Source organism: Zooshikella sp. RANM57, assembly GCF_050749885.1.
In the GTDB taxonomy this organism is placed as follows: domain Bacteria; phylum Pseudomonadota; class Gammaproteobacteria; order Pseudomonadales; family Zooshikellaceae; genus Zooshikella.
This window is the reverse complement of the sequence record NZ_JBOIUB010000001.1, coordinates 403,063-428,876: the sequence shown is the minus strand read 5'-3', so window position 1 is coordinate 428,876 and position 25,814 is coordinate 403,063. Positions and strand designations below refer to the sequence as shown.

18 protein-coding genes are annotated in these 25,814 nt (G+C 43.3%); 2 read left to right on the top strand and 16 right to left on the bottom strand.

Annotated elements, in window-relative coordinates:
- Positions 1–135: 135 nt before the first annotated feature.
- The 4 genes from ACQ96U_RS01505 to ACQ96U_RS01490 form a co-directional block, all read right to left on the bottom strand.
- The gene (locus tag ACQ96U_RS01505; RefSeq protein WP_431719457.1) at positions 136–489 is read right to left on the bottom strand and encodes a beta-eliminating lyase-related protein; all 354 of its coding nucleotides are present in this window, start codon (positions 487–489) and stop codon (positions 136–138) included.
- 142 nt (positions 490–631) lie between these two features.
- A complete protein-coding gene (locus tag ACQ96U_RS01500; RefSeq protein ID WP_431719456.1) occupies positions 632–1,117 on the bottom strand; it encodes a GNAT family N-acetyltransferase in 486 nt (161 codons plus the stop codon).
- Positions 1,118–1,221: 104 nt separating this feature from the next.
- Positions 1,222–1,575, bottom strand: a complete 354-nt coding sequence (locus ACQ96U_RS01495) for a hypothetical protein (RefSeq protein ID WP_431719455.1) — start codon at positions 1,573–1,575, stop codon at positions 1,222–1,224.
- A 144-nt stretch (positions 1,576–1,719) separates the two neighbouring features.
- Positions 1,720–4,365: a M9 family metallopeptidase gene (locus ACQ96U_RS01490; RefSeq protein ID WP_431719454.1), complete on the bottom strand. Its 2,646-nt coding sequence runs from the start codon at positions 4,363–4,365 to the stop codon at positions 1,720–1,722.
- A gap of 2,010 nt (positions 4,366–6,375) precedes the next feature.
- On the opposite strand from ACQ96U_RS01490, the gene ACQ96U_RS01485 reads away from it, so the two are divergent.
- Both ACQ96U_RS01485 and ACQ96U_RS01480 read left to right on the top strand, forming a co-directional pair.
- Positions 6,376–6,861: an SPOR domain-containing protein gene (locus ACQ96U_RS01485; protein ID WP_431719453.1), complete on the top strand. Its 486-nt coding sequence runs from the start codon at positions 6,376–6,378 to the stop codon at positions 6,859–6,861.
- Between the two features lie 10 nt (positions 6,862–6,871).
- On the top strand, positions 6,872–7,324 hold the full coding sequence (locus ACQ96U_RS01480; protein ID WP_431719452.1) for a hypothetical protein: 453 nt from the start codon (positions 6,872–6,874) through the stop codon (positions 7,322–7,324).
- 18 nt (positions 7,325–7,342) lie between these two features.
- Here the strand turns inward: ACQ96U_RS01480 and tssA are convergent, their stop codons facing one another.
- From tssA to tssF, 12 genes are all read right to left on the bottom strand, one after another.
- Positions 7,343–8,410, bottom strand: coding sequence for a type VI secretion system protein TssA (tssA, locus tag ACQ96U_RS01475; protein ID WP_431719451.1), 1,068 nt, complete (start codon positions 8,408–8,410; stop codon positions 7,343–7,345).
- Between the two features lie 85 nt (positions 8,411–8,495).
- The gene (locus ACQ96U_RS01470; protein WP_431719450.1) at positions 8,496–12,458 is read right to left on the bottom strand and encodes a type VI secretion system protein; all 3,963 of its coding nucleotides are present in this window, start codon (positions 12,456–12,458) and stop codon (positions 8,496–8,498) included.
- A gap of 56 nt (positions 12,459–12,514) precedes the next feature.
- Positions 12,515–13,273 (bottom strand): DotU family type IV/VI secretion system protein, encoded by a 759-nt coding sequence (locus tag ACQ96U_RS01465; protein WP_431719449.1) that lies wholly within the window; start codon positions 13,271–13,273, stop codon positions 12,515–12,517.
- Complete coding sequence (gene tssK, locus ACQ96U_RS01460) at positions 13,257–14,651, bottom strand: type VI secretion system baseplate subunit TssK (protein WP_431719448.1); 1,395 nt, start codon at positions 14,649–14,651, stop codon at positions 13,257–13,259. Before tssK ends, ACQ96U_RS01465 begins: the two co-directional genes overlap by 17 nt.
- Before the next feature lie 55 nt (positions 14,652–14,706).
- The gene (locus tag ACQ96U_RS01455) at positions 14,707–15,204 is read right to left on the bottom strand and encodes a hypothetical protein (RefSeq protein ID WP_431719447.1); all 498 of its coding nucleotides are present in this window, start codon (positions 15,202–15,204) and stop codon (positions 14,707–14,709) included.
- Positions 15,205–15,242: 38 nt separating this feature from the next.
- Positions 15,243–15,638, bottom strand: a complete 396-nt coding sequence (locus tag ACQ96U_RS01450; protein ID WP_431719446.1) for a DUF4150 domain-containing protein — start codon at positions 15,636–15,638, stop codon at positions 15,243–15,245.
- A 103-nt stretch (positions 15,639–15,741) separates the two neighbouring features.
- Positions 15,742–16,311 carry a DUF3540 domain-containing protein gene (locus ACQ96U_RS01445; protein ID WP_431719445.1) on the bottom strand — a complete coding sequence of 190 codons (570 nt, stop codon included), beginning with the start codon at positions 16,309–16,311 and terminating at the stop codon, positions 15,742–15,744.
- A 39-nt stretch (positions 16,312–16,350) separates the two neighbouring features.
- Positions 16,351–17,421, bottom strand: coding sequence for a pentapeptide repeat-containing protein (locus ACQ96U_RS01440; protein ID WP_431719444.1), 1,071 nt, complete (start codon positions 17,419–17,421; stop codon positions 16,351–16,353).
- An 85-nt stretch (positions 17,422–17,506) separates the two neighbouring features.
- Positions 17,507–20,206 carry a DUF2169 domain-containing protein gene (locus ACQ96U_RS01435; protein ID WP_431719443.1) on the bottom strand — a complete coding sequence of 900 codons (2,700 nt, stop codon included), beginning with the start codon at positions 20,204–20,206 and terminating at the stop codon, positions 17,507–17,509.
- A gap of 11 nt (positions 20,207–20,217) precedes the next feature.
- On the bottom strand, positions 20,218–22,917 hold the full coding sequence (locus ACQ96U_RS01430; RefSeq protein ID WP_431719442.1) for a contractile injection system protein, VgrG/Pvc8 family: 2,700 nt from the start codon (positions 22,915–22,917) through the stop codon (positions 20,218–20,220).
- Complete coding sequence (gene tssG, locus ACQ96U_RS01425; RefSeq protein WP_431719441.1) at positions 22,914–24,035, bottom strand: type VI secretion system baseplate subunit TssG; 1,122 nt, start codon at positions 24,033–24,035, stop codon at positions 22,914–22,916. The genes ACQ96U_RS01430 and tssG overlap by 4 nt, the downstream gene beginning before the upstream one ends.
- Positions 23,990–25,813: a type VI secretion system baseplate subunit TssF gene (gene tssF, locus ACQ96U_RS01420; RefSeq protein ID WP_431719440.1), complete on the bottom strand. Its 1,824-nt coding sequence runs from the start codon at positions 25,811–25,813 to the stop codon at positions 23,990–23,992. Before tssF ends, tssG begins: the two co-directional genes overlap by 46 nt.
- Between the last annotated feature and the right edge of the window lies 1 nt (position 25,814).

Below are 25,814 nucleotides of genomic sequence, written 5' to 3'. Positions count from 1 at the left end.
ACATAAAAAACTTCACTAAGCGTAACTACCTGTCTTTTATTAGATCTAGCGAGAAAGACAGGTAGTTTTTTTATCAATAACAGTCAATTATGTTTTATTTGGAAATAACCAAGCTTATTTCCTCTGAGAGCAGGCTTAAAGATCGACATAACATTTCATACGGCATATCAAGCATTTAAACCGTTTTTGAAATTGGTAACCTTGCTGTTCATGCTTTAAAATATGCGCAGAGTGATGCATTGCTACAGTATCAAGCTTGCGTTGGTTACACGCTAGCTGTAAGAGGGTCGTTTGATTTAACGTCCCGGTTATAACAAATAACCCTTTTTCAAAGCCAAGTAAGTCAGCAACTTTATTTTCTAATTTTTCTATTAACTCACCCTCTCCATAGATATCATGTTGAATATTGTGCTGCTTACACCACTCACTCATCGCTAAATAATCTTCTGCCGCAGATACAGCATGGTGACCATAAAAAAAGTATGGCACTTATTTTTTAATTTATTTGGCATATATGCTTTCCAACTACGCTTAAATTACTCGCCATTATATTTTCAGTATTTTCTATAGACCTGTTAATACCATTTCCATGGTTGCCATTTTCAAAGAGCACTAGCAACTCCTAACTTTTTTATGACATCATTTTTATCATTAACTGCCCATTAGGACCATAGCTATGGCATATATCAACATAATCAACTTTCTTAAATCCATATTTTGACCAAAATACCTCACTCTGTTGGACAGAAACTAATATAATCTCCTGATAGTTGTACACTGATACTGTTGCCAAGAAATCCTCCATTAAACGACGAGCAACCCCTTCATGTCTTGCCTGTTGAGCTACCGCCAAGTCATGTAGATATATTCGTGAGCATGCTTCCTCAATACATTTAATTTCTTCATGAAGTTTTGGAGGCACCAGACGAGGCCAAGGATGTGCTAATAAATACCCCATAACAGCTTCCCTACGGATACATACCTTACATGTTTGAGGTGATACACGACATTTACTTTTTAGCACACTGAGCGCTTCAGGCTTTATTTCATAGTAAGATTGAGCTTGAATCGCTTCAATGTGTCGCCAATCATTATCTACAACTTCTCTAATATACATCAAATATCACTCAGACCATTAAACCGTGATGGTACATTCACACTCATTAATTAAGGCCCTCCCTGGTCTCTACTACTTATAGCCCGTTGAGAACAAAGATACCCTTAGCCTGCCCGTGAGCCATTCGGAACTAAAATCTCAGGAACTGCCAAACAAGGCGTAATCCCATCACTATACCCAATATCAAATAACATCCCTTGTGAAATTTCTCCGGCCATTTTTCGTTCAGGTAAATTAACCACAAAGAGTGCTTGCTTACCTTGAATCTCATAAGGATTTTCTCGCTCCTGCTTAATGCCTGCTAATATCGAACGAACATGATCACCAAAATCCACAGTCAATTTCATGAGTTTTTTAGAATCAGCGACAGGCTCAACAGCCGTAATCGTCCCAACTCGAATATCAAGCTTTTCAAAATCGTCAAATGAAATCATTTCTTTAACGGGTGCAGGCTTCATCGTATTACTCCTAATGATCAATTTACGTTAATAATACATATTGTGAATCAGGTGCTGAAAACACCGTGAGGAGGAAAGACATACAAAAAAGCTAGCCTACAAAAGTAGGCTAGCTTTTTAATGGATTGAAGACAAATACGACAATTAGAACTTAGCTTCTAATTTAACATCTTCATAAGCCGATTTAGGCTCTAGTAGAAAGTGATAATAACCTGAAGCAGGATTGGATATTACAATTTGTTCAGTATTTCCAGGCTGTGTAGAAGACTGATCAAAGTTTTCAGTGGTAGGCCAACCGTCTTTAATCATATATAAATCTACATTACCAGAACCACCTTGTGTACTCACCGTCAACTTGGAAGTATCAGCAGGTACGTACACATAATAGTACTTACTATAGGCACTGCTTATTTGTTTAGGAGAGCAATTTATCAGTTCATCATCTCGATCACTCTGACGCTGCTGATTACAATCGTTTTGATCAGGTTTTGGTGTTGTCACCACATCATTAAAACTAACACTTAGTTTAGCACCATTAAACGCTGATTTTGCAGACAATAAAATATGGTAATAGCCATTTTTCTCTGGTGATTGAATCACTAATTGCTCATTATTGCCTTTACCTGCAGAGTTATAATCATAGGCGTCTTGCGTCGGCCATCCTTCATTATTGACATATAAATCAGCATCACCCGTTCCACCTGATACTGAAAGGGTTAACTTATTGGCACAATCAGGCGCTTGAACAAAGTAGTAAAGTACACCACCCGATAAATTCGTTTTGGGTTGAGCACTGACCAACTCATCATCACGATCTGTAGACTGTTTACCTACACAAGTGCCATTATCATCACCGTCTCCGTTGTCATCTCCATCACCGTTATCATCACCGTCCCCATTGTCATCTCCATCGCCGTTATCGTCACCATCCCCGTTGTCATCTCCATCGCCATTATCGTCGCCGTTGTCGTCTCCATCATCATTATCTAAAGCATCAACCCAGCTAAAAAACTCTTCATCATAGCGCGTATTTATACCACTCATAAACTCACTATACGCCGAGTAATCTCCATTTCTAAAGTACGTCAGAATTTGTGTAATATCTGCAGCGTGCTTTTCATACATAAAACGACTGGCTAGGTACCCCCAATAATAAATACGGTCTACACCACTATTATAATCATTTGCCAGTATTTGACTAAGAAGGTAAGCCTTTGACTTTCCTAAGTCGATAGCGTGAGGGTTAACATTCCGTTTGTCCATGTACTCAGCCATACCTTCAATCCACCATACGGTAAGTGCTGATATTGCATCATTGAAGTCACCATACATGTTAAAGCGACCATCTAAATAATGGTTAAACTCATGTCGCAGGTTCCATACCTCAAAATTATCAGTGCCTACTTTTTCATAAGCAATAAAACGCGCCTGGTTTCCTTTCTTACTTGGATCGCCTTCCAGATACATCCCACCATTATCAGTGCTCATATCGAATAAAAAGCCTGCATAGGTCTGGTAATCTTCACGGGTATGGAAAGCAACTACTTCTAAGCTGTCGTTATAATCATCTTTAACTGGCTGATAGTTGGTTTTAAACTGTTGATGGAAATAAGTAGACTGCCCATTCAACTCATTACAGCTTTTTTCCATTTGTTTCGTGGTTGCTTGCTGTGCACGCACCACAATATTTTGTTTTGCACACTCATAGCGCTGCTTAAATACCTGTTCATCAACACGACTTCTTAAATTACATACACCATACTCACTGCAATTACTGTTATCATAATAATCTGCCATTTCAGCAGCACCCATCCAAATGGCACCACCTTTACCGCCTAGCTGATAACGTTGTAATAGATTAAGCACTAACGGTTTTGTCTGTTCTTTTAGCTTACCGCTGTACTGTAAAAATCGTCCTAATTCGCGAGACGCGTTAGGTAGTAAATAGGCATAATCACCGCCAAGCATGTCATCATTATTGGTAATAAATTGATGCAGGCTATTAATAATTGCAGAGTTGGACTGAATATTAGTTTTAAAGTCTTCGAAATTATGTCCGCGGAAAAGCACTGTAAATACACTATTCAGTGCCGCTGCCATATGCCAGTGCTCTTTATGCTTATCTCCAAAGCTAGACAATAAACGTTCCAAGGTTGGAATAAATTGTCCATTTAACTCAGCACTATCAATTAAGGTAATAACTTCTCTTAATACTTCGCCATGCTCACGACTGACATCATTAAAGTGATTGCTTTTAGAAAAGTTAGAAATAGCTGTTTTCACTTTTTGCTTTAATGCTGGGCTATAGTCACCAATTTGATCTTTATTGCCCCATTGCTGATAATAGCCAGCGCGTAAAAACAGTACTATTTGTAAAATTTTGTCATTATTATTGCCATTATAGTCCTCAGCTAAACTAACAAAGCTATCAGCGACTGTTTGCATTTGCTGATCTTTAAACACATGCTGAGCACTGCTCGCAGGCATACCAAATAAATTGTAAACACAGGTAGGTTCAACAGAAAAGATTTTATTAACCAATGCTCTACCTGTTAAATTAACAAAACTTTGCGTATCACATTTTTCGGTCGTCATCGCCTCAACCATTACCTTATTATCATCAGTAATAGGTGGGCGAATGTCGGGTGTTATTTTCTCATGTTGATGGTGGTGATGGTTATGCAATCCAACATCACTATTATGTTGAGGTATACTAGTGGGAGGAAGATCTGCAGCATAAGAATTTAAGCAATAGCTTGCTAAAGCAATACACAATGAAAGCTTTTTCATTACAGTGAACCTCTTTCGGCTTGATGCTCTCTGTTTAAATGAAACAATTTAAGCCAGAGAGTATTTTTTATAAAAAGACATATGCCAATGAGAAAGCCATGTGTTTTTTAGGCAAAAACAGTAAAAGGCGAAGCACCTAAAATAGACACATAGTCAGCATTGGAAACCGCACTTTATTAAAATCTCCCAACAAAAAGGAGAAAATCAAAGTTTAAAATCAACTATTTTATTATCATTTAAAAATTAACCCTGCAGCATTTTCAAATACTACAACTAGACTCTATATTTACCGTATGTCTTCTCTATTTACTTTAACAATCACTTTAACTATCCATGTTAAGCTATATTTCCATCTCATTTTCCCTATTTAGCTATCCCCTTCGTAGAGAGAATACCCCTATATTGCACATCATTATTAACTCATAAACATCAATTTACATCCGCATAAGTAGCTCATAAAATAACAACCACAATAATTGACCTTAGTCATCAAACTGCTGACTAACCATTCAACCAAGACTATTTTTTATACATTTTTCAAATATTTCATTTACCATATATAATTTTTTCTTCAACTTATTTGCTTCTGACACCACAAATACAAATTAATACCATTTAATACATATTAACAAACCAAGTGTACCTGTCGTGCATTTTGATTTCATTACACGTCATAAAGCCTCCTAAGTGCTCACGCTATACTATAGAAACAGTAATAGCACCTAGTCTTTTTTTGAAGAATGAAGAGGTTATTGACAACAAAAATATAACGCTATAGCAGATACCTATATCAAAGGAATTGTTTTGGTGTGGGGTATTACTATTTTTAGTGGTGCCATTATGACTACTTCTAAAAATACAATCATCGTTCGACTAACGCAGCAGGGAAATTAATATTAAAGATAGACATGGCATTAAAACTTAACTAATTAAAATGTATATATTGTTTAAACAAAACGTCTTATAACTAAAATTCAAGATTTATTTCCCCATTAGGGTGCCAGTATTCACTGGATGCGACTGACTTGATATACCCATATGCAGTCTTTACTAAAGATAAAAATTTAGCAATAACTGATATAGTAATTGCTATGAGCTATGGGACATAATCCCACAACCAACATCGCAATAAGTACAGTATCAGCGCAACAATACTAATGTTGTCTCCACCGATCAACCTCTACTAGTGTTTTAGAATTTCACAGTAGAATCAAGAGGTTTGCCCATATTATGCTAAAACTGTGATATAAATAATCTTCTAAATTCGCAATATTACTCACATAATCCTGTTTACTGATTTATTTGATAGAGGCAGATCAATAATTACCACCAAAACCGCACAAACGTCCTATTTTTTATTTATAAAACTTATCAGCCAATCGAAATTCATTCTACGTCTTAGACATTACAAGCAATACAGATTTTTTTCATCAAACGTTATAAATAACCAGAACAATCGAATATAATTTCACTTTATTAAAATCCATTTTTCTAAAGCTTCCTTTACCCAAAGACTGGAAAGGCTTGGTTACCGCCGTCCTTGTTACAAACAGTTCGAGGTGCGTTACCTAACCTTTACCGACTATTAGTACACACCTCAAATACGACAGCTATTCATTTAATCATGTCTAGGGCATAGCAAAAAATTAGGTTGCTATGTTTGAGTTGGTTTGTGAAACAGGTGTGGAAGTACCGAGAATAAAAGAAACCAAGGAGTATATTCTACTGCGGGAAGAATAAATTAACTTAAACACGACATTAGCACAATCCTATAATTCAATTGCACTCTATAAATGACCTAATAATAAACTCAATATTTAGTAAAAAGTTATAACAGTATCAGCGTAATCAAAAAAACAATTTGCTGTAACGTTTCAGCCATATTTTATACTGTCATATTTGTGTATTTTTCATTGACCTATCTTCCACCTAAACTAGTAAGCAGAAGTCGTAAAAATAAAACTCTATACCTTGATCAAAAAGAATAAGTTCTACTACAGGAAGGATGTTATGCTCAAAAAGTCAGGCTTTATCATGCTTATTATCTTTTTTGGGGCTATCATGTTTTTATTAGGTATTGTCAGCCCGAATAAAGTCCGTCAACCCATTTTAGCCCAACTCTCATTACTCCCTGACTGGCTTGCTATCCCTCAGCTGATGTCTAATTCAGTAGAAGATGCTCAAGCTGAGTTATCGCTTATCTCCTATGAAAGTCTCTTGATAACCAATCTTAACGCTGATAAATCATCCTATACCCTACAAGTTGGCTTATTCCCTGAGAAACCTCAGGCTGATGCCATGGTTCAACGATTAAACCATTATGGCTATCAGTCCAGTATTGCACGTGTCGTCGACAAATATGGACTACCCTGGCTATTGGTTACAACCGGCACTTTTGATACTCAAGACAATGCCAAAAATGCAGAACTATCACTGGTCATTGATCTTGGTCTGTCACCAGAGTTAACCATTTTAAAGACTCCCCCTACCAGCTAGGAGCAAAAAAATGAAACTGCCTTTCCATCTTGGGTTGCGTAATCAACGACATATGGTAAGTATCTTTCGTGTCAACAACCAACACTGGTTAGCATTGGGGCAAGCATTTGGTAAAGAAAGTCATCGCCGCGAACACATTCTCAACCAATGGGGCATTAATGGCTTTTCACCACGTTATCAATCACCAGAAGAAGTACATATTCCATTCGCAACCCGACATCAACATATACTCAGTTATCAACTTGATACTGTGCTCCAGCAACAACTTCAACCGGGAATAACCAGTACCATTGCTAACCGTCAACAACTTATTCCAGGATTACAGCATCGTGCCCATCTAGGACAAGGTCATGCTGTTTTACCCGTTCGACAACAAACTCATAGCGTATCCGTTGACGATGCTGCCAGCAGTCAACGTGCCCAACATGCCACATCATCAAGTAGCGGTGCTCATAAAAGTTAATACAAAAATTGAATGTGCTTAACTGCGAGAATTTGCTATGTGATCCGGTTTAATACCCAGCATCTCAAAAATATTAATTTGCCCCTGTCGTGTAATAAATAGCTCTTGATATAATGACACAGTATCTAACGTGCCCCACTCCACCGCTTTTTTTAATAAATAAGGCACTGGACTATGAATATCCGTCATCTGTAAAAAGTCTGCAATTTGAGTGATATAGGCATAAGCTTCATTTCGATCATTAATCGGTAACCCTGCAAGTGACAATGACTGTTGAGCGTGGCTGACCGCAGGTACTGTATTAAACTGTCCACGTCGCTGTAATTCAGCCTGGGTGAATGTGTGTAATGCTTTGAGTTGTGCTTGTAACGCAGTAAAAAGTGTTTCTGTTGAGGGCATCAGCGCATGTAAACTATATTGTAAATCCATTAAACATTGCTGAGCCAAGAGTAATTGCTCAGACAGTTGCTCATAAAACTCAACACTCGTGACTGCCAGTACTTGTAACCAATGCTCTCTGTTTTTAGTTTCTACATTCCCTTTGCGCTGTAATTCATACTGTTCATTACGGCTAACCTGCTCCCAAAGCGTCCAATTAAGCTGATCTTCGCCTTCCGATAAAGGCATTAAACGCAACCATAGTGTCCACTGCTGTTCCAGCCAACATAAAATATTGCAACGGTGTTCTATGTCTTCATCCACTACCTGAGGCTGCATAACTGACCAAAACTGCTCACAAAAAAGTCGAAGTAATGTGATACCTGCAGGAAAAACTTCCATTCCCCACCGTTGAACCAAAGCCTCTAACATCCATACCATCAGCTGAAGATCTTTACTCTGATTCACCAGCCCATCACAGGTTAACTCAATGACTTCCTGCCAGTCGGCTTGCTTGAGTTCGTACTGCCATGCCCCTTGCGGCAAAGTGGCATCATCCGCCCGCCGTGCTTCTCGGATAGCATGATATAGACGGCTACCTGTTAAATTTTCACCCCCAGGCTGTTCCTCAGAAATAGGCGACAGTATGGCTTCTACAGGTAACTCATACTGACTTAAATAATCGTAATAGGCTTCTAGTGTATTCATTGAAAGATCATCCTAATAAGGCATGATGTGCCTCACATATTGTTATTATGATTTTTATATCCTTAAGCTAAAAACATCCCCCTCACTACCAGATAACGGGCGCTTGTGTTGGAAACTTAATTGGTAATGCAAGTGTTTGCTCCTGGCCATCTTTCGCCTGACGTGCCTGCATCGCTAAAAAGAGCCTGCTTTCTCCTTGTGGCGTCGATTGATCACGATGTTTAACGGGCACTCGAAATGACAATAACACTTCGTCTGCCGTACTAGTTGTCTCAGTGCCGAATGCCTGTAACCATTTGAAAAGTGACCATTGACCTGATACGGCAAATCGTGCCGTTCGTTCATCAACAATATCCATGGTTGCGCTTTGTTTAGGATCAACTAAAGGTAATAGTGAAGATTGTGTTGCCCAGGTTAAATCAAGCTGAATAGGATCACCCATTACCCAGGAAAGCTGATCATTACCATTGGGGTAAGTCGAACGTTCATTACCGCTTAATAGCGCCCAACTGATTAATTGTTCACTGCCTGGTGAATCTTTTGGTTTAGCTCGAAACGTCAGTTTTAATTTAATACCACTTTGTTGTTGTGTTTGTTCTGCCAAATACGTTTTAAAAAAAGGCATGACGCTATCAAGCTGAGTCAAAAAAGCAGCGACTTTTTTCCAATTAGTATTTTTATTAAATTTTTCACTCAATCCTGAGTCACTTAATTCTCCAGATGTCGTAAACGTAGAGTTCTGTATAGGCAGATTTTGTAAAATAGCTAAAGTGTCTTGGTGCTGCTCATAAAGTGATAAGAACTGCTGGATTGCCTCCAGTGAAGCATCGGTGGCTGTTTGTTGTGCAAAAGGATACCGGCCCGATAAGAGGCTATTAAATGCCTGTGCTAATTCGCGATATTGTTCGTAAGCAAAAGCAAGTTGTTGGTTATCACACCACAAATTAGCATGTTGTTCCAATTGCTGGTATTGGCGTGAATATAAGTCACTTGCTGTTTTTACCAAGGTATCCGCGGTTAACTGCTGACTACAGTTATCAAGCGTTAATACACTCAGCTGATTTGCAATAAAACCATTGAGTTTACCCACTTCACCTTTGTCATTATGCTGTACTTGATAGGCTTGCATTTCATTGATGGTATTACGCCAAAACTGTTTTACGGTTTCTGACCCAGCTGATCCACTATGTTCATAGGTATTGTTCAATACAAATAAATAAGGTGTAGTATAACCAACAATAATTTGGCTACGCTGCCATTGCTGCTGTAAAAACTCCTGGACTTTGCTTTGGTCACCCAGGTTATACAATAGTTGATCGGTATTCTTAGGCTGCTGGGGATTGACCTTAGGCTCATACAGCTTACTAGACACCGCCAATAATTTAATATCCTGCAATTGTGCGAGTGCAAACTGCTGAATACATTGTGATAGTGCTTGCTGTTGCGCTATCAGTTGCACTTGTTGCAACTGTCCCATAATTAATAACAACGCTGACAACACTTCCTTAAACTGTTGCTCAGTGTTAATAATAAGACTCTCTTGGGCCAATACGATATTGCTTGTTGCATTACTCATGGTATCAGCCAGCCTGCTGGTAAGCTGAGCTTTAGTCAAAAGGTGTTCACTGACGCCTTGTAAATGGTCTTTCGCCATAGAAGCATACAATGGTAAATCTGTTTGTTGTAATTCCAGCTTACGATTCACCATAAACTGCTGATACTCACGTAATGCCGTGAGTAATGTTTGCAGTGGTTGAGCATTCCAACCCCGCAAGGTTGCAGGGCACTGCATCTGTTTTTTAGGCTCAATGGTAAAATAATCCAGTTCACTGACCGCATAAAACCCAGCCACTTCTTCTTTCAATGCATCGGCTAAGTAAATTCCCCCCTTAGGTCCATTAATAAATAAGTGACCATAAGGAGAAACTTGCATGGCTAACAATCGATTATCGATGGGAAGGTCACAGTGATCTGGTTGGAGACGAGCAGTAAATGTAGAGGATGGCAGTGGATACTCATAATCAGCTTCCAGTGCTTTGACATGAGGTAACCACTGATGCCTAAGCTGCTCACAGTTATTTTCCTCCAAACCACTGGCAAGCCACTGTTGATCAATCCATGTCAGCCAACTGGCTAAACGCAGAAGCTGCTGCTGATCACGAGCCCCTGTCTGACGCAGGTTACGTAGCCAGTTTTCTCCCAGGTTCAATGCTTCCTGGAGGTTTTGTTGCCAATCTGCAAACCCTTCAGTAATCCGTTGACTGACCAAAATACGGGTAGCTTCATTCACTGAAGGCCACTCTTGATAAATGACATTAGCTAACGCAGCACGATGTAATCCACTGACACGTTTAGAGCTGATGGGTAGTTTTTCCCCAAAAACATAATCAGTCAGTTGTTCAAACAAAGAAAATACTTTGTCTACATGGTACTTATCCGAAAATTCACTGACTTCCCGAAAGAGTGCCAGATTCTTTTCCAGTTCTTGCCACTTCTGTGTGTAACTAATTAATGCCTGCTCTACTTCTAACAAGTGCTCTGGTGACTTATCTGCGCCTAAAGTAGGTAAAGTTTGACTGGCTAACTCCTCAATATTATGTCGAAGATGACACGCCATACTGGGGAAAATAACGGCGGCAAATGCTTGTTCAGCAACATAACGGGTAGTCTGTCGGCCAACACGATTATCAACCCAGGATAACGGTATCGCGACAAAGGACATATGGGTATCCAGCCGGGCAATATGATCCAGCAAATCAAACACCGTCGCCTTACTGGTACAACCTTGTTCATTTTGTACATTCTGACTAGGCTGCTGAAGGAGCTTTAATGAGTAAACAACCGTATCAACCTGCTGCTGGAGCTTTATGCTTGTTACTGTTAACCCAGCAGCCAGTAATAATGCCCCTATAGCAAATCCCCAACGCCAACGATGATTTTGCTTGTCTCGCTGCCAAATCCCTTGATGACTGGGTTGTGCTAAATGCTTTTCAGAAAAGCACTTCTGTCCAAATAAGTGACTAAGAAACCAAACATCACTCCGCACTTCTTTACGGATATGACCAGCAGCCTCCACACTGCCACAGCAGTACAATCCCCTAAACAGCAGCCCTTGTGGTGCCTCCGGTTGCCCAAATAGCGCCACCAACCAATTCATTAAGGGTGTTTGTAAACGATTAAACTGCTCTGCAAATAAAAAAACTTCATCAGCACTTTCTAACTCACCACTGGTTGCTCGCTGCAATAAATAGTGCTCTAACCCCTGTCGGATCGCCGCCAAGCTCTCTTCACACCATTCTCCGTTAAACGGTTCGCCAACGGGATAAGGGTTGGACCACCCCACCATTTCCCCTTGGTGAGCTTCATCCAGTTCCTGCCAAAACAAACTAAAACCAGGCAAGACATCCGTTTGGCTCAGCAGTACATAGACGGGCAACTGAAAACCCAGATTATCGGGTAAGCTGTGCAGTAAATATTGGTAAAGTTTGATTTGCTGCGTTTGGGTTAATGGTTCATCCATTAACAGTTGTGGTACAGAAATAACCACAACCACGCCATCAAGCGGTCGTTCAGATCTCAACACCACTAAATGTTTTAAGTGATGCTCCCAGTCCTCTTTAATCGGTTCTTCCGATTGAGGTAGCGTAACCAGTACTCCGAGATCCGTTGCCAGCCAGTCCCACTGCGTCTGGTGAGAAAATCCCCAGCAGTCCTCATGACTCAGTAATTGTTGTTGTCGCTGTAGCGATGCCAACAGACTGTGACGACCCGAGTCGTTATCCCCTAACAGTAAAACCCAAGGTAACCAATAAGCACCTTGCCGACGCTGACGCCATCGCCACCATTGTCTATCCAGGTAAGCTTTGCTGCGCTTTAGCCACTCCCAGACTAATGTAAAGAACTGATGCCAATACGAGGTAGGAGATGATACGGGTAATGCTTGGTAGCGAATAGGCTTATCAGCCCGACTGCCAATAAACCACGCCATTACGGCAAAAATAATCAAGCCAATCAGCAAAATAATAAAAAACACAATCCATGAGTTCACAGTCCATCCCTATTCTTACCTTAACGATCCAGTATTGAAGTCATCTGAACGCTAAGCTAGCTGGCTATAACGTGTTGAATCCGTTGAATTGAAATCAGCCAAATAACAGAAGAAATAATCAGGTACGTTGCTGCTCCTGCACCCATCATAATCCACCAGCGGAGCATAGGCCGAAGTTTGGCTAACTGGACATTGCCCAACTGCCCTTGATACGCCTGGCGAAACAACCGCTCCGTATTCAGACTTACGCCTGTGCCCAAAAACCGCCCTAATTTCTGTCGATATTGTTCAATGACAGGCGCACCAAGTGCTCCACGGAACTGGCCTCGAAAGCCTAGTTGTAAAGCCATCAGAAATATCGCCGCCAAAGAATGATGCACAGGTTTTTTAAGGCGGATTGATAGCAATTTATCTAAGTAGTGATAAAACCCCTCACCCCCGGTTGCACTATTAAATAACTGTGTTTCGAGTAAAAACTCAGTCCAACAGCCTTTTCCTTGCCACTCACATTCCAATAGCAAAATTTCGTCAGCCAGCACTGCCATCACATACTGCGCCATACGATAAGCACGCACTTCTGCCTGAGACCCCATTGTCTGTATCATTTCAGCTTGCTGTTGCAATTGGGCTAAAAGACGGCTTTGTACCAATGCCGATAGCTCAACATCATTAATGGCCAGGGTTTGATTTTCCTCCAACAGCCAGGTACTTAACTCCCCTTCACGCTGTAATGATTTTAATTGTGCCAATTGTTGATAAAACGAGGTAAACAGTCCAACCAACTGATGATCACCTTCATTAACATGCATCGACATCAGCCAGTTCCTTTTTCACCGTTTTTGTGACTTTACGCCGTGGCCGATAGAGTGTGATTGCAGCAGGTCCCGTTTGGCTTACCGAACCTTCAATACACAGTGGTTGCTGTTGGGCAATAACAAGCTCCGCTTTATCTTGAAGTGTGACCTGTTGGTTTCTCAACAAGAACCAACAACCATTATCTGTTAACCCCCACTGCGAGCACTGTGCCGTTGAAAGGCGACGTACCAATGCCCCTGTAAGTCTGCGCTGCCGCAAAACAGGCATAATCTGTTCACTGGCAATACGTGCTGTTTTCAACCATTCCATCATTTGTCGGCTTGATTGCCCTGGGTGTGGTGTTAATTCCAGCAGTAATGGTTCCTGTAATTGACTTTCCCCCAACACACGAATAAACCGTCCAGCGGCTTGTTTTTCAAAGGGTAAAGCGTCATAGGCCACATTAACTTTACTGATCAGCCGCTCAATGGCCTGCAACACAGGATGGAACACCGCAGCAATATTATTGTGGTCGTACTTGGGTAAACGCATGGGCAGCAAGCTTAACTCCAGTGGTGACAAGGCTCCAATCACTTCAGCTAGCTGTAAATACAAAGTAAAGGGGTGCACCTTTTCAGAACGGACCAACACTTCCAGTGCAGGGAGCGCTGAGACAAGTTGATAAATGGTTGGCCGTTGTTGTGGACTTGCCGTAGCACCATGACCTGGTGTACTCCCGGCCAATTCGGTGGCCTTCATTCTAAGTCGTTGGACCAGAAGTTGAACTCGACTGAGCAACGCCTGATCTCCCATCACCGCACTACTTTCCAAATACAGCATGGGTGGGTGATAACCAGTAAGCTGTAACTGTCCATTGTGACTCGATTCAATCTCAAAGAGCTTAAGGGTTTCCCATTGTGGTGGTAATGTCTCTCCCATTTGCAAGGTCAGTTTGGGACGTATCCGATAAATCGCCACCTCACCCACACCTGTATTTTCATCCGCCACTAACTGCTGCGAACCTGTTATATAGCGTTGTATAGGTTGGCTTTGTCCTCCCCCCTGCAACGGCCGAGGGACTGCCAGTTGCACAGTACATTGCGATCCCATCTTTAGTTCAGAGAGGTCTACAGCCAAAGGGGCTTGCTGCTCAGGCGGTGGAAACTGGACAAATAAACCTGAAGGCATCATAGCCGTGAGCTGTTCAACCACTAACTGCCCTTCCAGCAAGGCAGCCTTATCAATCTGACAGTCCACAATACCCCAGTGATAAGGCTGTTGCAGGACTCGGCTAAACTGTAACATCGCCTGCCAATAGTGATCCTGCTGCTGAAAATGTTGTGGGGTCAGAAGCATACCTTCTGCCCATTGAATCTTTTCTGGCAAACGATTACTCATGTATCACTCCATTGATCTTATTTTTGCACCCTGCACTCTTTAATTGGCCCATTATTTAATTTGCCGCGTTATCGACCACGTCAATACGATCCGCTTGTAAACGAATCTGAACCTGGGTTAGCGGGGTGAGATTGACTGGATATTGCCCTTGTTCCGTCAGGTAGTTGGCAAATCCGACAATATACTGTGCTTCCCCCACACGCGCTGGCAGCGTAACCTGCTTAACCTGTTGGCCAGGCGGAATCTGCAATGATATCCATTCAAACTGTTGTGGATACAGCTGTTGCCACTGGCCTCGTGTTTGAAACCACTTGGGTCCGGTATCAGGAAGCTGTTTAACCAGTTCATTTTCATACACAAAAACAATATCCAGGGCGGTCGCAGAATTTTGATTCGCTTTTGGTTCAGCCACCACCGCTATTTCCTTTAGCGAGTTAGGCGATGACCACCAGCTTGTTATCTTATCAGTCACACCACTGCAGCCACTCATGACAGCAATGATGGATACCCAGCAAAAGGAAGTTAGCCAACTGCACGTGTTATTCTTCATCATTCATCCCTCTGCATCCCTGAATCACTCACCTCTGGTGCTTAACTCAACAGCAATACGACTACTTGACCTGGTGTCAGCGATGCACCTATGGCATTAGAAATATAACCATTTTGCCCCGTCAAACTGGTTAAACGCGTTGCGGGTACTACACTCACAAACGTTTTAGTGCTACCCATTAAGTACAGATCTGGCCCTATAATCATGCCTGACACCATGCCCAGCTCTACACCCGTTTCATCCCCTGTACTGACTGTGCCCGTCGTTAATAAATTTTCCGCAAGGCCCGTCCCAAAATACAACTGATACTGACTAGGTACATGCGTTGAAGAAAATGCCATATTTAATAAAGGAAAAGGTACAGGGCCAGGCGTCGGTTCATAACACACATCAGGAAACGCAAAATTCATAACGCTTAAATTATTATTGGCAAACACGCAACGTATCCTTTTTCTTTATTTATTATTTTTCCCTGCAAGCGGTTAAGCATAATTAAACTGATATTGCCTCCCCTTTTTTTTGGTTAGTGTGATCTGGTAATTACCCCATGGTTATCCGATCAGCATCCGCTTTAATTTCTTTTTCCGCCGTAATTAACTGATATTCACCGTGAAGTTTGAGTAAATGCTTGGCCGTCAATGTGTAACTATCCACTTGCTGAACAAAATGCTGGACATGACTGACCGCGGTTTCCCAAGCGGTATAAACCTGGTGCTTACCTTGAATTAACAACTGCTCCAAACTACCTAAATCCACTTGCTGGGCGGCAAATAATGTCAGCTTAGTTTTAGCCAATAGCGAAATTTGCCCTTGCTGCCACTGTACTTGTGTCGCACCAGGAACCGTTAATTGCACTGTTTCGCAACTTTCACGCTGTAAAATATGCACAATGAAGCACTCAGCAGCTGCTTGGCTACTGTCATTCGACTCTGCAACAAGCACATGATCCCCCACTTTGGGTGTCACTAAACAGCTCACCGCTTGCTTCACTCGGCGACCATCAGCCAACCGCCAGGTACCATCCTGTGCCTGTTGGCTTACCTGATAACACTGTAGCCGCCATACAGGGTCTTCCGTCATTATTTGCACCTGAGTATTTAGTGCGGTCATTGCATGCTCCTTATGCTAAAACTGAATCCTGTTGTTTAATTAGCTTTGCTCCCAATGGAGGATAGGTTGCTCAGCGTTAAGCAGCTGGTCATTGGTTCCTTGAACATAGGCCGCATTTTTCCAGGCTGACAAATCCCCCTCGGTATTATGTATCTGACTATGGTTTAACGCGGTGCCCAACCATTGATTATTGGTTAACAGCCCATGCGAAAAGTCGGCATAACTGCAGTCAGCGCCACTAAAATCGACGGTATTAACCTGAGCAAATCGCCAACACGTTTTTTGCAGTTGCCCTCGAAAAAACCGACACCCTACCAAGTCCGCTTTTTGAAAGATGGCACTTTCCATACAGGCCTCAGTAAAATCGACTTCATGTAACTGAGTGTTAAGCCACAGCGAACGAGTTGCCGTGATACCTTTGCAAACCGCGTGCTGCCACTTGCTAAAACTGAGATTAGCCTCCGTCAGATCAGCCCCAGTGGCATTCACTTGGGAAAAATTACCTTGCTGAAGATTACATTGTTGGAAGCTGATCCCTCTCAGGTCACACCCTTGCCAGTCCCCTTGTTTTAATACTGACTGGCTAGCCCGCATCCCTTGCAGGGTCATTGATCGCCAGGGCACATCCAGTAAGGCAGATTGTTGAAGCACCGTGTTTCTAAAATCAGCAGCTCTTAATTCACATTCCACCATGCAAGACTGTACCACCGTTGCCTGTAGCCACTGACTACCTTGCAGTTTACATTTCAGCCAAACACAACGTTGCCAGTGACAGTCTGCCCAACAGCTCAATTGCAAATCACTTTCAGAAAAACTAATACCTTGATAATGTCCTGGACAGAACAGCGCTGCAGGCAATTGACAACGGACAAAGTTGGCATGCAACAATGACACTGACTGCCATCGTGACTCTGTAAAGTCACACTCAATAAAAGCTGATTTATCCAGTTTACAGGAAACCCACTGGCACCCTCGGAATGAGCACTGAATAAAGGTCAACTGCTCCCAGTTTCGATGGAATAATGTTTGTCCATCAAAGCAACGCTGTTTGATCGGTAAGCCAAGCTGTATACACTGCTCAATGCTTGGTATGGATGCATCATCGTCCATGACTTGTCATCCTATTCATACCCTTAAGGGGTGTTGTTTATAGATTTAACTTCTCTGATCCATAGTTGAGCGTAGCACCAGAACCCTAGCGATACACATTGGTTAGCGAACAGTCCTCCAATCGTGCATGGGTAAAGTCTGTTTGAATCAAGCTGGCATTGTTCAGCTCACATTGATACCACTGACTACTTCGACAACGACTTTGTAAGAAATTAGCACGGGTAAATTCACTCTTCTGTAACTGGGTATGACCAAACAAACAGCGGTACCAGTGGCTGTCACTGGCCTGGCAGTTTGATAAATCACTGTTACTGAAGTCGCAATAGGCAAACTGAGCCTGCTCCAGTTGACTCCCTAACAGCTGACTCTCACGCCAGCTACATTGATAAGCCTGAAAGCCAGCTCCCTGCCAATGGTGACATGCAGCACTTCCACAAAAGACTTGTTGCCAGTGCGCCTGCTGACAGTTTGCCTGCTCAGTTTTGGCACCCATCAACACACAACGAGAGAGCCGAGTTTGCTGCCAGTTAACAAAATTAAAGTCAGCCTGATAAGCAATCACCTGATGCCATTGACTCTGCTGCCACTGCGATGCTGTACCTTTTGCACCCAGTAGTAATACATCCGCTAAAACCGCTGATTGCCATTGGCTGTTTGGGCACAGTAATGCACGCGCACGCCAATGCTTCGCTTGCACCCCCTGACAATTAGCACGGGTAAAATCAGCCTGTTCGGCAAGTCCATGGTCAAGTATTGCGCCTTCAAAACAAGCATCATGCGCTGTCACCTGTGACAGGTTGGCGTTTTGCAACTGGCAACGACTAAAATTTGCAGTATTCAGGCAAGCCCCAGTAAACACAGCGCCTCGAAAATCGCCTCCTGCACAATTCACACCCTGTAAATTACAGTTTTCAAATAGGGCTTCCTGAGCATCAATTCCCTGCAAATCAATGCCGCGTAAGTCCACCCCAGAACAATCCATACCTTTTAACGAAAAGTTTTGCTGTAAATGAGTAATAATAAAATGCCGCTTGGTTTGTGAGTCCAGTTGATCATCCACCACAATGACTGTAGGTGAATGCAGTCGGGCCTGATAGCGGCCTTGATCCGTTTGCTGCTTCCACTGGGCTAACTGAAGACGATCAGGAGCTGAAGATGCATCCGTTTTTTTTACAGATTCATCTGATTCATGGTTAATTTCAGCATCAGGTGATGTTGATGAACTTGCTTCAAGCTGTTGCCATGGGTCCTGCTTTGAACCTTGCTGCAATGTGCTTTTTTCCCCAGCCTGCTCAGCTGCAACATCTTTAAGTGGCGTTAAAGCAGCACGTGCTTGCTGTTGTTGCTGTTTTGCCTGAGTCTTAACATCGTCGGCTATAGCACGAGTTTGTTTGAGCCACTGGTAAAGATCCTGTTTACCTTGTTGTACCGCTGACCAACTGGGTGGAGATATTTTTAACGGCTTAGAATCCACATCTAAAGGGAGTACTTTCACTGTATTATTGCTTGCTGAAGGTGTAGCTACTTTGGGTACACCCTTTGTTTTAAGCTGATCACCAACTAGCTGCTCAACATAACCCTGCATTGCCGCCTGCTGCGTTGCTGCTTTGGTTTCCGTCGATGGTTGCTGATCTTGCGCAGAGTGGGCGGTTGAGGCTGGCTTCGAATGTAAAGACTTAATGTCTGAAGGTAACAATAGGGATTCATTCAGCCGTCGACACACTTGCTCTTCAAGGCTCTGCCCCTCAGTTTCTAATAGGGGTTGATAATGATGATAAGGACGAACAGGCTCTTCCGCATGCTCATAGGCTAACAGCACCTGCTGAATATCTTCCGCATCAGGATGATTGAGCTGACATGTCCCTCGATAAACAGCTACTCCTAAATCGGCTTCAGGAATAAACCAGATCGTATCCAGATTGAGGGGTAGTTCATGAATAGCGAATGTTGAGGCATCCTGGCTTTTTTGTTGCACCCAGCTACGCACCCGAAATGTCGGTAGAGTCCCTTCAATGACAGGAAGTGTTGGATGCAAGTGGGTTAATCTGAACTGTTCTCCCCCTTGCCAAAAACCTTGCTTTAACTGTTGATCTATGGCTGCACGATTACCTAATCGTGGATCGGCATCGCTCGCCAAACCAGGAAAGTTTTGGGCTATCCACTGTTGATCATAGGTTCCCGCCCAACGCTGTCGTTGTGGCCAGCTCAAGTCAAGTGGTAAAAAGGACACCGGTTCATAGTGCTGCCAGGGCTTGGTCACAGGGGTATCGGGATCTTCAATATTAGGCAGCTTACCTTGAGCTGGTCCCTTCCACCGTGTTTGTGAAGCAGAAATAAACCCCACCCCCAGAGGATTTTCTTTATACCCTTTACCGCCAAAGCTGTGGGCATAATCAACAGGTTGCTGCTGAAAAGGTAAAGGTTCTGTAAAAACCACTTGCCCCGCTAAGTTGTAATGCCACTGCCGATCACCGACAACACGCAGGTTTTTCACCAATGATCCTACTTGTACCCCCACCATGAGCGTGGTGACAGGTTCATGAGGGGCATAGCCTTGCCCCACTAACAGCCACTCTCCCACCGGCTTGATCAATAACTCATCAGGTGGGCACTGTTTAGGTAAGTGTTTAACCCAGCCAGGCCAACCTTGTTGCTCAGGTAAAAAACACGTACAGGGTTGACGTAATGGGAAAAAACCCAAAACAGCCAACACCCAATGATCACGCTGTTGCATACGTAATGGTTTGTGTAACAGGCTTAATGAATGGGGTTTTATGACCTGCATAGCCTCATCACTCACATAATCAGTTTAATGGCGGACAATAACGAAATTTCAGTGCCTATAATTTCTGTTTTTACCAGTGCTGAGCTGGACTGAAACCGAATGCCACTGGCTACAATATCAACCACGGCAATAGTGTCTTTGATTGACACGGAGTTGGACGATGTCACCACACTGACATCATTACTCACCCCCGTTACATTGACCTGAGTGCTTTCCCCTACCACACTGACTCGCGTCGAAGCCCCCGTCACACCTATGTCGGTACTACTGCCAATAACATTGGTATTAGTGCTTGCCCCTACGATAGAGGTGTTAACACTGGCCCCAGTAATATTCGCCGCCACACTGCTACCCACCACTGTATCACTCACACTTGTTCCCGTTACGTTAACCGCCGTACTACTACCCACCACATTGGCACTATAAGTGAGCCCTATGGCTGAAGAGTTCATGCTGACACCTGTCACAGTGCCTTGTGTAGCACTGCCAATGACATTGGCACTGGTTGTGGCACCAATAGCCGAAGTACTGGACTGTGTGCTGGCGGTCATGGAACTGCTCACTTGATTCATCGTTTGCGTTGAATCACTCAAACCATCCACTTGCTGGGTACTGATGGAATCCCCTTTAATCACGGAGTCTTGCTTATTGTCTTCATTAATGGTGCTTTTGGACTCAACGGAACCTAACGTTGACTCACTGTAACTGAGGCCCTTAACGGTGCTGTAGCTGCGAGTATCCGTCAGAATTTCACTGTGCTGCTCTGTTTCGCCAATGGTGCTATAGCTCAGCGACTTATTTTGAATCGTGGTATGGCTCTCCGTATCAATCATCAACTGTTCGCTATACGAGCTATCTATTTCACTGTAATTCCAGCTTTTTTGGCCATAATGTTCACTATAAGTCGAGCCCCAGGACTTGCTCCTACTCAATAAGCCAGTCTTACCCGCTTCTGCTGTTGCATAACTAAAACTGGCACCTTGTGAGTAGCTGCTATCACGATACTGCCCTGTATTATAAGCCCCTTGTACAATACCGATGGCTTCACTTAAACGCACCTGAGATAACTTTCCAAAGCGAATACTTTGACTATCCCCATACTGCGTACTGTATTGACTCCCCACATGGGTCGATGCTGTCCAGCCGGATGGGGTCACCACCTTAGTGCCATTGTTCTGCACAATACTCTGGATTTCTGGCAGCTCTGAGTCATCATTAGCCCGGGTTACCACCACAATGGCTCCCACTTCAGGAATGTTTTGCATATGCGCGGCCAGTTTGACCCAACAGGGTTCAGACTGAGTTCCCTGCACACTAAATTGCACAAATACTCCTTTAGCTTGAAGGACGGCATCGGTACTATTCCGATCTCGACACTGTTGTAACTCCAGGTCAAAGACCGCCGGTGCATAGTATTTCCATTCTCCAGCACTGACCGCAGAACCACCCCCACCATGATCAACGACAGTTGCTAATACACTGCCTTGATGGGTTTCCTGAATCGAAAAGGCCGTAATCAAGCCCTGAGGCTCTGTTGCTTTAAAGGTATTTTGATACTGCCCATCGATAGTGACTTGGTGTGAAACTTCGGTAATGACAAAGGTTTGTCCAGCAAGCGTCGGCTGAATGGGATTAGGGGTATGGCTTTCACCTTGTTGGTTTGCCAGTGAAAACTTATAACCTGCTTGTAATGCAGGACACTGGCTGCCTCCAGAAAACTCCGTGGCAGAGGCACTGATCATTTGCTGTTGAGTGTCTGCCTCATGTTGGGCCTCTTGATCACTACAGCCGTATTGATAGATCTTGTAAACGTAAAACGGTAAGGTTCCCTGGGCCACATCACTCTTACCTTCATAGGACTGAGTATTAGCGACAGTATCCGCCTCCCAGGCCGCTTGCTGACGAGTTTGTGTCGCCGCAACACTACTTGATACCATTTGCTGCTGATAGTGGTAATGGGTTACGACATCATCTTCATGTTGCTCAGGTAAATGGCTATAGGTATAGCGCAGCGCTGGCTGCTCAGGTAACGCCCAGGGATAGTCTGTACTATTACTGAAAATAACCTCATCAATCCAGGGCTGGTGCTGATAATAGAAGAAAATATGGGCTTTTCGGATAATTCGCTGAATAAACGCTAATGCCGTTTCCCCTGCTTGAAACCAATCCTGTACTCTTGTTAATGCTGAATTACTACTTCCGGTAATACCGATCATAGAATACGTAATACCAAATTGTTTAAGTACCTTAGCTACCACATCACGTAACGATAGCTGCGGATAAATCTGATAACCATTGGTTAGTGTTAATTGCCAAAGCGATGGCCGCATCACTAACTGATAATTCCCTGGTTGCTCCATTGCCATACTGGCGACGATTCCGCTACGTAACACCATGCCTGGAACAGAGGAACCCGCTAATGCCGCTTTGAAATCTTGTGGAGTTGAGCCTAGCTTGGGATAAACAATACCAATCGTCATCGGTTGACCCAGTAATTCATCAAAGGTCAGGGTAAAGCCATTGGCATCAGTATTACCGCGCAGGGTCAGTTGAAACTGAAACAAATCACCTGTCTTTTCCTGACCTTGCAGCTGAATCAAGCGAAGTGTCTCATCTCCTATCCATTCTCCACTCTGCAGTTTAACGGCCCAATAAAGAACAACCTCCTGATAACCATGTTGCTGAAGCTGCGTTTGTCCAATTGCACTCATGATGCATCTCCATGCTGACCATCACGCTCACCATTCACTTGGTATAACCAAAACTGTGCAGGGTCCAAAGCCCTGGTTTGCAGCGTATTACGCTCCCCTTTCTCCCCTTTTTTATGCTTAGCCATGGCGGGTAACCAAGCGGTATAACTTAACCGTAACCCATGGAATAATGGCTGTTGCTGTGGTTGAGAGTGTGGTTGTGGTTGAGAGAGCCTGCTGGCAGGCACAGTATCTTTTGCCAAAGAAAGTACCAACCAACAGTCCAGTCCCCCCCCCGTCAGCACCAGTAACCAATGTCGTAATGTTTCATTAATCGGCTCTCCTGGCAGCATGCGACAAAAATGAGTGTATGGTAGTGGGCCAATTTCCAACTTGATGGCAGCTTGCTGACACCAGTAATAACGACCAATAAAACTGTCTGCCGATAATGTCTGACCAATGTACAGGCGTTCTTTCGCAGGAATAGTTAACCAACAACCATGAAGGGGTTGTATTGAGACAGGTGCATTCACCAAGATCATTAATATCCTTCGCCAACTATCAGGATTACTGCGCTGCATCAAACGTAATCCTGATAGTCCCAGCAACTGTCGTGCAGCCAGTCCATGTATATGGTTTACATCACACCAACCTGCCAGTCGTGCGAGTCGTACCCCTACTGTTGACTGCTCAGGAGAGAGATTATTTAAGCCTGGTACACAGTGTGATTTAACCGCCCAACGTAACCAGTGTAACCGTTGTTGAAGCAGGTCCAGGAAATCACTGGTCACTTGATGTCCCTGTAACTGACGCCGCCAAATAGCATCCCAAAACAAATTGGGTAATGGTCCATGGCTACCGGCCAAACTCAAGTTATTCACCCGAATGTGCCAGCCTTGCTGGTGAGCAAGTGGTACCACAAACTCTATTTCACTGGCAGGAAAAGCAGGCGAATATCCCCCTGAGAAATAAAGGCTCTGATGCTTTTTTTCCTGATCAGCGGAGGGGCTGTCATGCCCTCCTCCTTGCCAGGTCAATAACCGAACTAACTGGTAAAAATTAACCAGTATTGGCTGTTGCTGCCAAAGTGAAACTAAAGGATGACTTGTTCGCCAACCTGTGCTGGCCAACGCTTCCATAAGCCCTTCCGTTGCTTACTATGTAACACGAGAGACACAAAGTGATTGCTGTTCACGTAACGTGCGAGTACCTGCTGTAAAATCTCGCCCAGTAGTAGAGGACTCCCCTGACCAAACTGGGTTTCATTTACCGTCATTGTGAGCTCTACCCCCTGACAAAAACCACGCCATAACTCATTCCCCATCCGCTGAACAGCGGCTTTGCCCTGTATACTCTGAAGACTGGTAATCTGTTTCCGGTTAGCCTCTCCCCGCATGCCACCATGTAATAACAACAACTGACGTAGATTTGCTAACAGTGACTCACTATCATGCAACGATAAATGCAGATTATTCACCTGAGCTAACAGTAACCACGGAGTTTGGCTTAGTAGCGGTGGCGGATGATAAGCTGTGGGCGACATCAGCAATGTAAGGTGATTAACCGGCCCAGCGCCTTCTAGCTGTAACTCATCACCTTGTCGCAATTGTTCTGGTAATGTTCGGTTGGTACTCCACACTAAACCGCTTAACGTATCGGCCACGGGATTGGTCAGTGACAAACTGGGATCCAACAAACTAATCCATAACTCGGTACCAGGAATATCTGGACGCTGGCTTAGCTCTCGACGACAAAGGTAAAAATAATCATCTTCTTGCAGCTGCCAAATATCACTTAACTCAAAATAAGATGCGACTTTGCGAACAGGCTGGCCAGGACGAAAAGCTTCCAGGTGAATGGGTTTAACGACTTCGCAGTACTGGTGATGAGAATAATCGGCTACCAGCCGATACTCATAATGATGATGATCCATTCGTAATGGATCTAAATGCTGTTTAAATAAATTAACCAAAGGCACACAGTTCATCCGCAACGATGCTGCAGATAAATGAAGTTGTTCGGGTAATACGGTATTACTCAGCAGTAATAACTGAAATTGATCTGTAGCCCCCGTTAATTCCAGGCCATTAATATCAAATAATAAAAATCGTTCAGGAAAAGCAAAATACTCCTGCAGCAATCGGTAACCTGAAAATGAGGTTGGCTCATCCAGTAGTAAGGCTTCCTCTTCTGAAAAACCACACCCGACTAACGCCGCAGTTGGTAGCTTACGCCATGGACTTTCTTCATTTACCTTGACCCATAACGAAACAACATGCTCATGTAATAACTCGTACAGCTTAAACTGCTGTATTGTGTTTCCTGCTATATAAAAACGTAGTTGAGAAATTGGCAGGGTTTGAACAGGGTCCTCCCCCAAATTGGTAATGGTTAAATGAACCCCACCTACGACATCTGCCGTAATAACTTCACCTGGCAACCCAGCCAGCGATAACCAATGAATGTGTTGAATAGCCAGTGGCCACAAAGCAGTATCACATGCCACTTGAAAACGACAACGAACCAAATCACCTCGTCGTTGTTCAGTTTCAATAAACACATTTCTACCACGGGCTAATTGCCAACCTGCACGAAAATTAGCGCCATCAGGTTGCACATTAACCTGAGCCATCACCATGGCGGGTAAGGGAGAAACTAAATGAGGATATAACTGATCTAATAAAACAGAAGGTAATAGGTTACGATCAACATCCAGTCGGTAATTTAATCGCCCTGTTAAATACGCAACCCCCTGTAACAGCATTTCGACATGAGGATCTGCAGACACACCCGCACTTAACCCAAGTGCTTGAGCATATTCTGGGTGCGCTTTCGCAAATTCAACCCCATCACGCCGCAAATACTGTATTTCGCGATAAAAATAATCAGCCAGCGGGTGAGAATCCCCCCAATTCATG

Coding starts and splice junctions, on each gene's coding strand:
- ACQ96U_RS01480 (WP_431719452.1), top strand. CDS start 6,872: ATGAAACTGCCTTTCCATCTTGGGTTGCGTAATCAACGACATATGGTA.
- ACQ96U_RS01455 (WP_431719447.1), bottom strand. CDS start 15,204: ATGATGAAGAATAACACGTGCAGTTGGCTAACTTCCTTTTGCTGGGTA.
- tssK (WP_431719448.1), bottom strand. CDS start 14,651: ATGAGTAATCGTTTGCCAGAAAAGATTCAATGGGCAGAAGGTATGCTT.
- ACQ96U_RS01440 (WP_431719444.1), bottom strand. CDS start 17,421: ATGGACGATGATGCATCCATACCAAGCATTGAGCAGTGTATACAGCTT.
- ACQ96U_RS01465 (WP_431719449.1), bottom strand. CDS start 13,273: ATGTCGATGCATGTTAATGAAGGTGATCATCAGTTGGTTGGACTGTTT.
- ACQ96U_RS01435 (WP_431719443.1), bottom strand. CDS start 20,206: ATGCAGGTCATAAAACCCCATTCATTAAGCCTGTTACACAAACCATTA.
- ACQ96U_RS01485 (WP_431719453.1), top strand. CDS start 6,376: ATGCTCAAAAAGTCAGGCTTTATCATGCTTATTATCTTTTTTGGGGCT.
- tssG (WP_431719441.1), bottom strand. CDS start 24,035: ATGGAAGCGTTGGCCAGCACAGGTTGGCGAACAAGTCATCCTTTAGTT.
- ACQ96U_RS01445 (WP_431719445.1), bottom strand. CDS start 16,311: ATGACCGCACTAAATACTCAGGTGCAAATAATGACGGAAGACCCTGTA.
- ACQ96U_RS01430 (WP_431719442.1), bottom strand. CDS start 22,917: ATGAGTGCAATTGGACAAACGCAGCTTCAGCAACATGGTTATCAGGAG.
- tssF (WP_431719440.1), bottom strand. CDS start 25,813: ATGAATTGGGGGGATTCTCACCCGCTGGCTGATTATTTTTATCGCGAA.
- ACQ96U_RS01495 (WP_431719455.1), bottom strand. CDS start 1,575: ATGAAGCCTGCACCCGTTAAAGAAATGATTTCATTTGACGATTTTGAA.
- ACQ96U_RS01500 (WP_431719456.1), bottom strand. CDS start 1,117: ATGTATATTAGAGAAGTTGTAGATAATGATTGGCGACACATTGAAGCG.
- tssA (WP_431719451.1), bottom strand. CDS start 8,410: ATGAATACACTAGAAGCCTATTACGATTATTTAAGTCAGTATGAGTTA.
- ACQ96U_RS01490 (WP_431719454.1), bottom strand. CDS start 4,365: ATGAAAAAGCTTTCATTGTGTATTGCTTTAGCAAGCTATTGCTTAAAT.